General features: G+C 62.8%; 9 protein-coding genes and 1 pseudogene. 8 read left to right on the forward strand and 2 right to left on the reverse strand.

Annotation, left to right across the window (positions count from 1 at the left end):
- Both ATY75_RS05765 and ATY75_RS05770 read left to right on the forward strand, forming a co-directional pair.
- Positions 1-299 (forward strand): DUF4082 domain-containing protein (locus ATY75_RS05765; protein WP_143535267.1); only part of this gene is annotated, 299 nt, incomplete at its 5' end.
- A gap of 101 nt (positions 300-400) precedes the next feature.
- On the forward strand, positions 401-1,585 hold the full coding sequence (locus ATY75_RS05770; protein ID WP_064841959.1) for a GTP-binding protein: 1,185 nt from the start codon (positions 401-403) through the stop codon (positions 1,583-1,585).
- Between the two features lie 435 nt (positions 1,586-2,020).
- On the opposite strand, the gene ATY75_RS35000 is transcribed toward ATY75_RS05770, so the two are convergent.
- Positions 2,021-2,356, reverse strand: coding sequence for a hypothetical protein (locus tag ATY75_RS35000; protein ID WP_245317537.1), 336 nt, complete (start codon positions 2,354-2,356; stop codon positions 2,021-2,023).
- Between the two features lie 124 nt (positions 2,357-2,480).
- Here ATY75_RS35000 and ATY75_RS05775 point away from each other — a divergent pair, with 124 nt between their 5' ends.
- From ATY75_RS05775 to ATY75_RS05795, 5 genes are all read left to right on the forward strand, one after another.
- The gene (locus ATY75_RS05775; RefSeq protein WP_245317538.1) at positions 2,481-7,157 is read left to right on the forward strand and encodes a DUF4082 domain-containing protein; all 4,677 of its coding nucleotides are present in this window, start codon (positions 2,481-2,483) and stop codon (positions 7,155-7,157) included.
- Between the two features lie 49 nt (positions 7,158-7,206).
- Positions 7,207-8,439: a GTP-binding protein gene (locus ATY75_RS05780; RefSeq protein ID WP_088936789.1), complete on the forward strand. Its 1,233-nt coding sequence runs from the start codon at positions 7,207-7,209 to the stop codon at positions 8,437-8,439.
- Positions 8,440-8,506: 67 nt separating this feature from the next.
- Positions 8,507-8,815, forward strand: a complete 309-nt coding sequence (locus tag ATY75_RS05785) for a hypothetical protein (protein ID WP_064841962.1) — start codon at positions 8,507-8,509, stop codon at positions 8,813-8,815.
- Between the two features lie 45 nt (positions 8,816-8,860).
- Complete coding sequence (locus ATY75_RS05790; protein ID WP_088936912.1) at positions 8,861-11,005, forward strand: peptidase domain-containing ABC transporter; 2,145 nt, start codon at positions 8,861-8,863, stop codon at positions 11,003-11,005.
- On the forward strand, positions 11,002-12,444 hold the full coding sequence (locus ATY75_RS05795) for an HlyD family type I secretion periplasmic adaptor subunit (RefSeq protein ID WP_064841963.1): 1,443 nt from the start codon (positions 11,002-11,004) through the stop codon (positions 12,442-12,444). The genes ATY75_RS05790 and ATY75_RS05795 overlap by 4 nt, the downstream gene beginning before the upstream one ends.
- A gap of 122 nt (positions 12,445-12,566) precedes the next feature.
- Here the strand turns inward: ATY75_RS05795 and ATY75_RS05800 are convergent.
- Positions 12,567-13,389: pseudogene (locus ATY75_RS05800) on the reverse strand (universal stress protein).
- A 124-nt stretch (positions 13,390-13,513) separates the two neighbouring features.
- Between ATY75_RS05800 and ATY75_RS05805 the strand changes: the two are divergent.
- Positions 13,514-13,972: a pyridoxamine 5'-phosphate oxidase family protein gene (locus tag ATY75_RS05805; protein WP_064841965.1), complete on the forward strand. Its 459-nt coding sequence runs from the start codon at positions 13,514-13,516 to the stop codon at positions 13,970-13,972.
- Positions 13,973-13,988: the final 16 nt, after the last annotated feature.

The following is a 13,988-nucleotide window of genomic DNA, read 5'->3' on the forward strand; positions in this document are numbered from 1 at the left end:
CCACCGCCACATTCGCCGGCACCACCGGAAGCGGCTGGCAGACCGTGAACTTCTCAACACCAGTCACCATCGCAGCCAACACAACCTACGTCGCCTCCTATCACACCACAGGCGCCTATGTGGCAACGGACAGCTTCTTCGCCACTGCGGTCACCAGCGGCCCGCTGACGGCGACAGCCAGTGGCAATGGCCTCTATTCCTATGGGGGATCTGGCACCACGGGTCTCTTCCCGACCAGCACCTACAATTCAGCCAACTATTATGCCGACGTGGTCTTCCGGCCGCAGCTCGTCGCCTGAGCAAAGGAGAAGGTAAAGGACCGGTTTCGAATGAGGCAAATCCAACGAAATTACCGGGCGCGGCGCGGCGCGCTGCGACCGCCTCTATTCAAGGAATGCAGATGAACGGGATCGAACGGCTCCCGGTAACAGTGCTGGCAGGCTTCCTGGGGGCTGGCAAGACGACGCTCCTCAGTCACGTCCTGAATAACCGTCAGGGCCTGCGGGTCGCTGTCATCGTCAACGACATGAGCGAAGTGAACATCGACGCCAGTCTCATCCGCGACGGCGATTGCAACCTGTCACATACGACGGAGGCACTGGTCGAGCTCAGCAACGGCTGCATATGCTGCACCCTGCGAAACGACCTCCTGACGGAAGTGCGACGGCTGGCCGAAGCGGAGCGCTACGACTACCTGTTGATTGAAGGCACCGGCATCGCCGAGCCACGTCCCATTGCGGCGACCTTTTCCTTCCGCGACGAGAACGGCGTCTCGCTCGCCGATTTTGCCAGACTCGACACGATGGTCACCGTGGTCGACGCCGCAAACCTGTTAGCCGACTACAGCAGTGCCGACCTGCTTGCCGACCGCGGCCTGCAGCGCGACGGCGAGGACCGGCGCACACTCATAGACCTGCTGGTGGATCAGATCGAGTTTGCCGATGTTGTCGTCATCAACAAGATCTCGGACGCGACTGAAAAGGTCCGCGCTGAGGTGAGCAAGATCGTAACGTCTCTCAACCCGGATGCGCTCCAGGTGGAGACGGATTTCGGTAAGATTTCGCTTCCAACCGTCCTCGATACAGGTCTCTTCGATGAAGCAAAGGCGGCTGCGCATCCCCTGTGGCACAAGGAATTGTACAGCCCGGATCAGCATGTTCCGGAAACGGAGGAATATGGGGTTTCGAGCTTTGTCTATCGCACCAGGCGTCCCTTCGATCCCATGCGGTTTCGGGCATTCCTGGACGAGCCCTGGCCGGGAGTGTTGCGCGCCAAGGGCCATTTCTGGCTTGCCACGCGCCCGCGTCATGTGGGCCTGATGTCGGCTGCCGGGATCCAACGGCGCTGCGAGCCCATGGGGCTCTGGTGGGCCGCCGTGCCCCGGCAGGATTGGCCGAGCCACCAGCCGTTTCGTCAGCAGCTCGAGAGCCGCTGGGACAGCGCCTGGGGCGACCGTCGGCAGGAATTGGTTTTTATCGGCGTCGATATGGACGAGACAGGTGTGCGGCGCGCGCTGGACGGATGCCTCGCCAGCGCCGATCCGCGCGACTGGGCCACTCTCGAAGATCCGTTTCCGGCCTGGTAGCACGGGGCGACGCAGGACAGCGCTCGAGTTGGCCGGCTCGACCAGCCGGGCCCGCAAAATAAAACGGAATCGAAATTCCCTTTCAAGCAGAGTCAGCCCCTCGGCAGAGTCGTAGGCAGTTTTTTGGGGTCGGCCGGTATGCGGTGAGGGTCATCCTATGGGCGTAGGGGATACCTCCCTCATACCCCGGATTGCTGTCGTACGTTCCCTCAGCAAAGGTGCCAGAATGAACGTCTTGCTACAGCGGTCGAAGGGCCGGCCGATGCGGAAGGGGACGCCGCTGATGCGGAGAATTCATGTGAGTAATCGTGAGTATCTGAGTACATTTGGTGGAGCGTTGAGTATCTGTCGTGCACCCTCTGCCTGGAGCGCAGTCCTTGCCTCCGCAACGATCGTGTCGTCGAGAAGTACCGATGGTGCCCCGAACTTTGCCAATCAGGGCAGCGCCACCGTCCAATCCTCCTTCACCGCCACGGTCACATCTTCCCTGATATCTTCAGGCGACATGCAATCGTCTCCGGCACCGTCGACGGCGATGCCGGCGCCTGCTGCCGATGGCGGCGCGCAGGACACGTCCACGAAGACGGCGTCGGTCGCGTCGGTCTTCCAGACGCCTTCCTCCACGTTGCAACGCACCGTGCTTGGCCCGGATCCGGCCGAGGAGGCTGCGACGCTGCCTGCCGCCCCCGCGCTGACGGGCGTTACCAGCGATGCCGATACCGGCAGCGCCAAGACGGCGGCGCCGGTCAGCTCTCCCAGCAGTCTAGCCACAACTTCGTTGCGCCTTCAGGCCTCGATAGCATCCATCTCGGTGGAACCGAGCCAGGACGTTTCTGCTGAGACGACCGCGGCCCCGACAGCACTGGCGGCGCCGGCGGCGCCTGCAGCGGCAGCAGTGACACCCAATAAGATCGCGCTCGAAAACCTGAAGCAGGGCAACCCGATTAGCGAATGGGGTCTGGAGGGCGACGGCGGCGGCACCATCCAGGGCTTTGCCACCGAAATCAGCACCAACATCGGCCAAACCGTCGATTTCAAGATCGCCACGGATTCCACCCATTACCGCATCGATATCTATCGCATGGGCTATTATGGCGGGGACGGGGCTCGCAAGGTCGACTCGATCGAGAAATCGCTAACCACGGCGCAGGTCCAGCCGCATCCGATCGTCGATATGTCGCTCGGGCTCATCGATTGCGGCAACTGGTCGGTTTCCGCCAGCTGGCGGATCCCTGCCGATGCCGTCTCCGGCGTCTATTTCGCCAAGCTGGTGCGCGAGGATGGCACCGAGGATGCCAGTATCATTCCCTTCGTCGTGCGCGACGATGCCTCGACCAGCGATATCGTCTTCCAGACGTCCGACACAACCTGGCAGGCCTATAACGCCTGGGGCGGCGCCAGCCTCTATTATGGCCAAGTGCCCGTCGATCCGGCCGACATGATCGGCTACCTGCCGCCGAACTGCAGCTGCGGCCTGACCGCCATCGGCCGCGCCTCGGCCGTCAGCTATAATAGACCGATCATCACCAATACCAGCCCGATCGGCGGCTCGCACGATTACATCTTCGGCGTCGAATCCTCCGCCATCTCGTGGCTGGAGCAGAACGGTTACGACGTTTCCTATATTTCCGGCGTCGATGCGGCGCGCAGCGGCACGCTGCTGCTCAACCACGATGCCTATCTCTCCGTCGGCCATGACGAATACTGGTCCGCCGAACAGCGCGCCAATGTCGAGGCCGCCCGCGATGCCGGTGTCAATCTGGCCTTCTGGAGCGGCAACGAGTGCTACTGGAAGGTCCGCTGGGAAAGCAGCATCGACGGCAGCGGCCAGGCCTACCGCACCATGGTCTGCTACAAGGAAACCTGGGGCACGAGCACGGATCCGAGCAACGTCGGCACCGGCACCTGGCGCGATCCGCGCTATGCCGATCCCGGTCAAGAGCCGGAAAATTCGCTGACCGGCACGATGTTCCAGGTGGACAGCTACCGCCAGGATACGATCTCCATTCCCTATGACTATTCCAACCTGCGGTTCTGGCGCAACACGGACGTCTCGCAGACCGAGGAGGGTGGCACTTACAATCTGGTGCAAAACCTGCTCGGCTACGAATGGGATTCCGATGTCGAAAACGGTTTCCGGCCGGATGGGCTCGTCAACCTGTCGCTCTCCTCCATCTCGGTCGACACTTATCTGCGCGATTATGGCGCGACGATCGGTTCGGCCGTCGCCACCCACAGCCTCACCATGTACCGGGCGGCAAGCGGTGCGCTGGTCTTCGGCGCCGGCACGGTCTTCTGGTCCTGGGGACTCAGCGACAACCATCAGGGCCCGACGACCTCGACCGATCGCAACGTCCAGCAGGCGATGGTCAACATGTTCGCGGATATGGGTATCCAGCCGACGACGCTGGATGCGAGCCTGATCCTGGCGACGCAATCGACCGACACGCTGAAGCCGACCTCGTCGATCACATCGCCGATCGTCGGAGCAAGCTTCCTCGAAGGCCAGCATGTGACGATCACCGGCACGGCGCAGGATTTCGGCGGCGGCATCATTGCCGGCGTTGAGGTTTCCACAGATGGCGGCCAGCACTGGTTCAAAGCGACCGGCCGTGAGAGCTGGAGTTATAACTGGGTCGTGCAGGCGAGCGGCACCTATACGATCCTGTCGCGCGCCGTCGACGACAGCGTCAACATGGAGGCGCCAGCGGCCGGCAAGCAGGTCACCGTCACCCTGCCGGGCACGCAGGGCCTCTGGACGCTGGCGGACAAGCCCGCGACCGAAGTGGCGATCGATCGCGATTCCGTCGAGCTCGGCCTGCGCTTCCAGACGACGACGGCAGGCTTCGTGCAGGGCATCCGCTTCTACAAGGGCTTTTACAATATCGGCGACCATGCCGTCAGCCTCTGGAGCGCCGACGGAACGTTGCTGGCATCAGGCCTGTCCGTCAATGAATCGCTCTCCGGCTGGCAGACGGTGATGTTCTCCAGCCCGATCCAGATTGCGGCCGGCACGACCTATGTGGCCTCCTATCACAGCAGCGGCTTCTACTCGCTGACGAGCAATTATTTCACCGGCGGCACCTATGCCAGCGGAGGGGTGAAGGCCGTCGATGGCGGCGGCGTCTTCGCCTATGGCACCACTGCCGCGACCTTCCCCGGCCAAAGCCCCGGCACCGGCACCAATTACTGGGTCGACGTGGTCTTCGATGCCGGCCCCAACAGTGCGCCGGTCGCGACCGACGATCCGGGGCTGACTATCTCCGGCAACGATACGGTCACCATCTCGATCGCCTCGCTTGTCGGAAACGATACGGACCCCAATGGCGATGCGTTGACGATTTCGGCCGTCGGCAATGCCGTCAACGGCACGGTGACGCTCAACAAGCAGAACGGCACCGTCATTTTCACGCCGACCAATAATTATTCGGGGCCGGCAAGCTTCACCTATACGCTATCGGATGGGCGCGGCGGCACGGATCAGGGCAGCGTCAGCCTCACCGTGAATCCGGGGCCTACAGGGGAAACGCTGTTTACATCAAGCGAAGGGCCGGCTGGCGCAAGTTTCAACGACGGCCAGGCGATGGAACTCGGTATGAAGTTCGTCGCTTCGTCCAGCGGCACGATTACCGGCATCCGTTATTACAAGGCTGCCGGCGATGCCGGGCCGCATACCGGCTCCCTGTGGACGGCGGACGGGACGCTGGTCGCGACCGTCACCTTCGCCGACAGCGGATTGGTCAACGGCTGGCAGACCGCGACATTCGCCAATGCGGTGCATATAGCGGCCGGCACGACCTATGTCGCCTCCTACAGCACCACAGGCTCCTATGTGGCGACGGCAAACTATTTCACGTCAGCCCATACCAACGGGGCGCTGACGGCGCTCGCCGGCAGTAATGGCGTCTACACGGTCGGAGGCTCGGCATTCCCGACCTCCAGCTACCAGTCGTCGAACTACTGGGTGGATGTCGTCTACAACCAGTCGACAGGCAACGCGGTGCCGGTCGCAGCCAATGACAATGGCTACACGACCTATTCCGACACGGCGCTGTCGATTGCCGCAGCCAGCCTGCTTGCAAACGACACCGACGCCGATGGCGATCCGCTCAACATCACCGGCGTCAATGGTGCGGTCAACGGAACGGTGACCTTCAACAGCCAGACCAAATCAGTCACTTTCACCCCGACGGCGGGTTATACGGGGGCGGCAAGCTTCTCCTATTCGATCTCGGATGGGGTTGGCGGAACAGCGTCGGCCACGGTCAGCCTCACTGTCGGCACGCCCGGCGGCACGACGTCGAGTCTGTTCACCGGCGCAGATACGTCGGGGGTTGCCGCCGCCAATGACGCCAATTCGGTCGAACTCGGGGTCAAGTTCATCGCTTCCGCCAACGGTCAGATCACCGGGCTCACCTATTACAGGAGCGCTCAGGATACGGGCACGCATGTCGGCTCGCTCTGGACCGCGAGTGGTCAGCTTCTGGGCCAGGCGACCTTCATCAACGAGACGGCGAGCGGCTGGCAGACGGTTTCCTTTACCCAACCGATCAATGTGACGGCCGGCACCACCTATGTGGCGAGCTACCATTCGAACGGCTTCTATTCGGCAACGGCGAACTACTTCACGACGGACCATACGAGCGGTGCGCTGACGGCGCCGGCAAGTTCGGTCAGCGGCGGCAACGGCGTCTATGCCTATGGCACAGGCAGCCTGTTCCCGACCTCCTCCTACAACGCCACGAATTACTGGGTGGATGTTCGCTACCAGCAAGGCGTGCAGAATGCGGTTCCGGTCGCCGCCAATGACAGCGGCTTCTCGACCAATACCGGCACGCCGATCACCATCCAGGCCTCGGCACTGCTCTCAAACGATACCGATGGTGATGGCGATGCGCTTGTCATCACCGGCGTCAGCGCCGCGGTCAACGGCTCGGTCGCCTGGAACGCCCAGGCCCAGACGGCAACGTTTACGCCAACCGCGGGCTATTCGGGACCGGCAAGCTTCAGCTACGCGATTTCGGACGGCAAGGGCGGCACGGCCTCGGCGCAGGTTGCGCTCACCATCAACGGCAGCCAGTCGGCAGGACCGGAGCAGAATCTCTTCGCCGCCAACGCGACGCCCTCGGTCGTCTCGGTCAACGACAACCAGCAGGTCAATCTCGGCATGAAATTCCAGGCCGATACCTCAGGCTGGATCACCGGCATCCGCTTTTACAAGGGGGCCGACAATACCGGCTCGCATAACGGCTATCTGTGGACGGCCTCCGGCACTCTGCTCGGCAGCGTCACCTTCAACAATGAGACTGCCAGCGGCTGGCAGACCGCGCAACTCACCCAGCAGATCGCCATCCAGGCGGATACGACCTACGTCGTTTCCTACTCGAGCAACGGCAATTACTCGGCGACCGGCAATTACTTTGCCAGCGACGTGACGAATGGCGATCTCAAGGCGCTCGGCGGCAGCAACGGCGTCTATGCCTATGGCGCGGGCGGGTTGTTCCCGACAGCCAGCTATAACAGCACGAACTACTATGTGGACGTGGCGTTCAAACCGCAGCTCGCGGCGTAAAGCCCGCGAGGATGTAAGGCCAAGCATGCTGTAAAGAGTGAGAGTTTCGATGATGGGTGCAGACAACAGATTGCCCGTAACTGTTCTCGCCGGGTTTCTCGGCGCCGGCAAGACGACTGTCCTCAATCATGTCCTGAGCAATCGGGAGGGCCGCCGGGTTGCCGTCATCGTCAACGATATGAGTGAGGTCAACATCGATGCGGATCTCGTGCGCGAGGGGAGTGCAGACCTCTCGCGCACCGACGAGACGCTGGTGGAGCTGACCAATGGATGCATCTGCTGCACCCTGCGCGACGATCTCCTGAGCGAGGTGCGGCGATTGGCAGCCGCCGGCCGTTTCGATTATCTGCTGATCGAGGGCACCGGCATTGCCGAGCCCCTCCCGGTTGCAGCCACCTTCTCCTTCCGCGACGAGAGCGGGGCGGCCCTCTGCGACGTGGCGCGTCTCGACACGATGGTCTGCGTCGTCGATGCGGTCAACTTGCTCGCCGATTACCAGAGCGCCGAGTTTCTTGCCGATCGTGGCGAAAGGCGTGACGGGCATGATGAGCGCAAGCTCGTGGAACTGCTCGTCGAGCAGATCGAATTTTCCGACGTCATCATCATCAACAAGGCAGGCGACGTGCCCTGCGCCGACCTTGCCGAGGTTCGCCGGGTCGTCGCGGCGCTCAATCCGGGGGCTCAAGTCGTCGAGGCGGTCTTCGGTCAGGTGCCGCTTGGCACGATCCTGGATACCGGCCTCTTCAGCGAGGCGAAAGCCGCCCGCCACCCGCTCTGGCACAAGGAACTCTTCGGCTGGGGCGATCATGTGCCGGAGACCGAGGAATACGGCATAAGAAGCTTCGTCTATCGCAGCCGCCGGCCCTTCCACCCCCTGAGGCTCAAGGATTTCCTAGACCGAAAATGGGCGGGTCTCATCCGCGCAAAGGGTCATTTCTGGCTGGCGACGAGGCCCGATGAGATCGGCCTTCTGTCGATTGCCGGCACCCAGTGCCGCATCGAGACCAGGGGGTACTGGTGGGCCTCGGTGCCGCGGGTACAATGGCCGCGCTTTCCGCAGTTCCGCCAGCTCATCGACCGGCATTGGGACGATGTCTGGGGCGACCGCCGCCAGGAGCTCGTCTTCATCGGCTCCGGCTTCGACGAGGAAGCGATCCGCGCCGCTCTCGGTTATTGCCTGATCGGAGAGGAGACGGGTTTCGACCCGCAGACCGCCGTCGGCATTCGCGATCCGTTTCCGGCCTGGCGGCACGGGCATATTCCTGCGCATTCACATAGTTAGAGCGTCTTAAGGAACGTAAAGCGCCCTAAGCGAAGGCGTTTTGATTCATCAACCGGAGGAGAGAACAATGAGCAACGAACTTTATGCAGACGGCATCGGCGAAATCACCATCACCGGAACGATCGTGCGCATCGACCTGATGTCGCTTTCGGCAACCGATCGTGACGCCAACAACAACCCGAAGCCGGTCTTCCGCCAGCGCATCATCATGCCTGTCGATGCTTTCGCCAATGCGGTCGATCTCATGCAGAAGGCGCTCGGCGGGCTGGTCGAGGCAGGTGCGGTTCGTCGGGTCGGCGATATGTCGGCGGCTGCCGCTGCCGATATCCAGTCGACGCCGGCCGGCGCTTCGAACGCTTCGCCGAACTTCAACTGATAAAACAAATATCGCCTCGGTTTCGTATTGGGTTTCGGGTGGGCCATGAGTGGTTTTCTGCATACCAACTTGCACTGTCTGGCGCTCGTCGCGCGTCATCACGGCGTCGATCTTGCGCCAGAGCGCTTGCAGCATGACTATGCCGTCGGCAACGATCCCGTTGCCGTGCGGCAGTTGCTGCGCATGGCCAAGGATGCCGGTCTCAGAGCCCGGCATCTGACACTCGATTGGCGATCCCTGTTTCAGCTCGGCGAAGCCTTCCCGGTCCTTGCCGAACTTTCGAACGGCAATTGGGTGGTCATCGCCGACGCTGTCGGGAGCGGCGAGGATGAGAGAATTCGCGTTCTCGATCCGCTGGCGTCACGCGCCGAAGCGATGATGCTGAGCGAAGAGCAATTCGCCAAGGCCTGGCTCGGATCGGTGGTGCTGCTCAAGCGCAACTATCGCATGTCGGATGAGGACCGGCCCTTCGGCTTCCGCTGGTTCATCCCCGAAATTATCCGACAGCGCAGCTTCTTCCGCGACGTGGCACTTGCCGCCTTCGTGCTCTATGGCCTGGGGCTGACGACACCGATGTTCTTTCAGCTCGTCATTGATAAGGTGCTCGTGCATCAGAGTTATGCGACGCTGACGGTTTTGACGGCAGGCATTGCGGTGGCGCTCGTCTTCGACGCAACCTTCAGCTTCCTGCGCCGCTATCTGCTGCTCTACGCCACCAACAGGATCGACATCCGCGTTGCGACCCGCACCTTCGGCCATCTGCTGAACCTGCCGATCGCGCTCTTCGAGCAAGCCTCGGCCGGCGTTCTCGTCAAGCACATGCAGCAGACGGGGCGTATCCGCGAATTCCTGACGGGCCGGCTGTTCCTGACGCTTCTCGACGGCGTCTCGCTCTTCGTCTTCGTGCCGATCCTGCTTCTCTACAGCGTCAAGCTGACGCTTGTGGTCCTCGGCTTCGCAGCGCTCGTCGGCCTCGTGGTGATGATGCTCGTCGGGCCGTTCCAGCGCCGCCTGCAGGCACTCTACCAAGCGGAGGGAGACCGGCAGGCATTGCTGGTGGAAACCGTGCACGGTATGCGCACCGTCAAATCGCTGGCACTGGAGCCGCGCCAGCGCAAGGTGTGGGACGACTATTCGGCGCAATCGATTTCGGTGCGGTTCCGGGTCGAGAAGATTTCGACCATCGCCCAGGCGATGACCGGGCTGCTGGAGAAGCTGATGAGTGTCGCGATCATCGGGCTTGGCGCGCTCGACGTGTTCTCGGGCACGATGACGATCGGCGCGTTGGTCGCCTTCAACATGCTCGCCGGCCGCGTCTCCGGACCGCTCGTGCAGATCGTCACCATGGTGCATGAGTATCAGGAAGTGGCGCTCTCCGTGCGCATGCTCGGCGAGATCATGAACCAGCGGCCAGAGCAGGCGGGCCGCGGGCGCGGTGTCCGGCCGCATCTGCGGGGCCACATCGAATTCGACAAAGTCACCTTCCGCTACGCCCCCGACACCGCGCCGGCGCTCGACAATGTCTCCTTCGCCATTCCTGCAGGCTGTGTCTTCGGCGTGGTCGGCAAGAGCGGCTCGGGCAAGACGACGATCACGCGGCTCATCCAGGGGCTCTATCAAAGCCAGGAGGGGCTGGTGCGCATGGATGGTTACGACAGCCGCGAGATCGACCTCGTGCACTTAAGAACCAGCATCGGCGTCGTGCTGCAGGACAATTTCCTGTTCCGCGGCTCGGTGCGCGACAATATCGCCGCCGCCAAGCCCGATGCCAGCATCGAGGAGATCATGGAGGTCGCCTGCATCGCCGGCGCCGAGGAGTTCATCGAACGGCTGCCGCGCGGTTTCGATACGATGCTGGAGGAAAATGCCGCCAACCTCTCCGGCGGCCAGAAGCAGCGCCTGGCGATTGCCCGCGCGCTGATCACCGATCCGAAGCTGCTGATCTTCGACGAGGCGACAAGCGCGCTCGACCCCGACAGCGAGGCGATCATTCGCGAGAATCTGAGCCGCATTGCCGCCGGCCGCACCGTCATCATCGTTTCGCACCGGCTTTCAACGCTGGTCGATGCCGATGCCATTCTCGTTATCGATCGCGGCAAGGTCGCCGATATCGGCCGGCACGATCAACTCGTGTCGCGCTGCATGACCTATCGCCACTTGTGGGCCCAGCAAATGAGGCAGGTCGCATGAACGCGCACGCCAGAAAATCCAGTGAAAACCTGCCGGTTCCGGCAGACAAACGCCCCTCGGACCACGGCCCCTCCGGCAAGGGAAGGCAACTGACCGCCCGGCCGCCGCTGCCGCCGGCGATCGCGGAATTCCAGTCCGACGCCGTCGAGCTCGAGGAACGCGCCCCGCCGCGGGTGGCGCGCATGACGCTCTACTGCGTGACGGCGCTGCTGGGCGCGGCGATCACCTGGGCCTCGGTCTCCTCGATCGATGAGGTGGTGATCGCGCCCGGCAAGCTCGTCACCACCCAGCCGACGATCGTCGTCCAGCCGCTGGAGACCTCGATCATCCGCACGATCGAGGTGAAGGCCGGCGAGGTGGTGCATGCCGGGCAGACACTCGCGACCCTCGACGCCACTTTCAGCCAGGCCGATGTCGACCAGCAACAGGCGAAATTCTCCGCACTCGACGCCCAGGTGAAGCGCATCGAGGCGGAGCTTGCCGGCGACGATTATACGAAGATGGCGGGAGATACGCCCGACCAGATGCTGCAGGCGCAGCTCTTCGGCCAGCGGCGGGCCTTCTACGTGGCGCAGCTGCAGAATTTCGACCAGCAGATCGCCGGCCAATCGGCCGCTCTTGCGGCAAGCAAGAACCAGGAGGCGGTGCTCAACGACCGGCGCGACGGGCTCTCGCAGATCGAGGCAGCGCGGGAGCGGCTCTATAACAAGCAGAGCGGCTCGCTGATCACGCTGCTCGGCTCGCGCGACGCCCGCCTCGACGTCGAGTCCGACCTGACTGCCGTGCGTGGCAAGGCCGACGAGGCCGCCCACTCCTATGCCAAGCTGAGGGCCGACCGGCAGGCCTTCATCGAGGATTTCCGCCGCGCCGCGATGGAGCAACTGGTGGAACTGCGCGGCCAGCGCGACATGGCCGACGAAGAGCTGAAAAAGATGGAGCTGCGCCGCAACATGGTGGCGCTGACCGCACCCGCCGACGCCGTCGTGCTGGACCTCGCTCAGCGCTCCATCGGATCGGTGGTGCGCGAAGCCGAACCGATCGTCACCCTGGTGCCGATCAACGTGCCGCTCGAAGCCGAAGTTTCAATCAACACCCGCGACATCGGCCGCGTCGCCGTCGGCAAGGAGGCGCGCATCAAGCTCGACGCCTATCCTTTCCAGAAATACGGCACGGCCTCCGGCACGGTGCGCACCATCAGCGAGGACACGTTCCTGACCGGCCAGCAGGACCAGACCGCCACCCCCAGCCAGCCGGCCGCGCCCTTCTTCAAGGCTCGCGTCCTGCTCGCCGATACGAGGCTGAATGCTTCGGATATGCCTGTGCGGCTGCTTCCCGGCATGACCGTGTCCACCGAAATCAAGGTCGGCAAGCGCACGGTGATCTCCTATTTCCTCTATCCGTTGCTGCGGGGGCTGGATAATGCAATACGCGAACCGTAGGACGCGACGGATCCGGTCGGCTCAGAACGAGATCCCGAGCGCCCTCGCAAGTCCTCGATCCGGCTGACTTCATGCCCGCGCCCGTCCCCGGTGGCGGTGATCCTCAACGCCCCTCGCGCCTTCTAGTGCGCCAGAAGGACTGGCATGTCAGCCTTGCACAGGAATTCCCGAGTGACGCCGCCGAGGATAAACTCGCGAAGCCGGGAGTGGCCAAATGCGCCCGCTACCAGGAGATCCGCCTTGCGTTCGAGCGCGGCCGCTTGAAGGGCAGCCGCCGGGGAACCCCCGCCGGCCTCGATCGATACATCTTCTACCTCAAACCCGGAGTGCCTCAGCGAGGCTATCAGCAGCGATCGGTTCGCCTCGTCGATCTGCTTGTCGTCGATCACCGAGATGACCTGCATCTTCGTCAGCCGTTCGGCGAATATCCGGGCGCAGGAGATCGCTCGTGCCGCGGTCGCGCTGCCGTCCCAGGCGATTGCAATGGTATCGACGCGACCGCAGACGCGGCTGGCAGGAAACAGGATCAGTGGACGGCCGCTCTCGAGCAAACAGCGTCTCCGAAAGCTGGCGAGAGAGTTCCGAAGCCTCCACGATCGACAGGTCGTGGCTCCTGGCGATTTTCGCGAAGCTCTCGAAGACGAACGGCTCCCTGGCGTCGAATCCGTGAATTCTCACCTCGACGCTGCTTTGCGAGACCGCGTCGGCAATATGCTCTCGAAGCGAGGCTCCGCTGTCGCGGCTATAGCCTTCCGCTTGCGCCCGCCATGAGTCTACATCGACCACCGTTGGAAACCGCGGGTGGATCGGCGGGACCCGTACCTGCGGGATACTGGCGAGGAGGTCGGCGCCAATCTGGCGGGCGAGGTCGATCGCGTTGTCAACGATGGTGAAGGAGCTTGCGTCGGGATAAGTTGACAAAGGGAGATGGAATTGCGGTTTCATGCCGGCCTCCTGAGTTACGCCTCCGCCATGATGCATCACGAGCCGAACTTCGCATTGCGCTTGGTCAAAGCAGGCCTCTGAAGAACTTGTATAATCGCACCATTCTAGCAGTGGAGAGCACACCATGCCCATGACGCTGACGGAAATTACCCCGGCGGAGTGCTACCGCCTTCTCGAAGGCGCGCGCTTCGGCCATCTCGCCTGCTGCAACGCCGGGCAGCCTTATGTCGCGGCAATCTACTTCGCTTTTTCCAATGGCGTCGCCTACAGTTTCACGATGCCGGGCAAGAAGCTCGACTGGATGCGGGCGAATGACAAGGTCTGTCTGCACGTCGAACATCGCCTTAGCGGTGACGGGTGGACGAGCGTCGTCGTCGAGGGGCGGTTTCAAGAGTTTCCCGACAGCGACGCGTGGCGAAGCGAAAGACTGCACGCCTGGTCGCTACTTCAAGCGCATTCCGACTGGTGGGAAATCGGTGCCATGAAACCGCACGAACTTCCAATGCTCGAAGGGTCTCCGCATGTCTTCTACGGCATCGCCGTCACGGCCGTGTCCGGTCGGAGCGCAACCAGAACAAATTGACGTCGGACCGCAGACG

The sequence above is a fragment of the Rhizobium sp. N122 genome (genome assembly GCF_002211295.1).
Taxonomy (GTDB): Bacteria; Pseudomonadota; Alphaproteobacteria; order Rhizobiales; family Rhizobiaceae; genus Rhizobium.

Bases quoted from the DNA above. Each gene is read 5' to 3' on its own strand.
- ATY75_RS05770 (WP_064841959.1), top strand. From the start codon at position 401: ATGAACGGGATCGAACGGCTCCCGGTAACAGTGCTGGCAGGCTTCCTG.
- ATY75_RS05780 (WP_088936789.1), top strand. From the start codon at position 7,207: ATGATGGGTGCAGACAACAGATTGCCCGTAACTGTTCTCGCCGGGTTT.
- ATY75_RS05785 (WP_064841962.1), top strand. From the start codon at position 8,507: ATGAGCAACGAACTTTATGCAGACGGCATCGGCGAAATCACCATCACC.
- ATY75_RS05790 (WP_088936912.1), top strand. From the start codon at position 8,861: ATGAGTGGTTTTCTGCATACCAACTTGCACTGTCTGGCGCTCGTCGCG.
- ATY75_RS05795 (WP_064841963.1), top strand. From the start codon at position 11,002: ATGAACGCGCACGCCAGAAAATCCAGTGAAAACCTGCCGGTTCCGGCA.
- ATY75_RS05805 (WP_064841965.1), top strand. From the start codon at position 13,514: ATGCCCATGACGCTGACGGAAATTACCCCGGCGGAGTGCTACCGCCTT.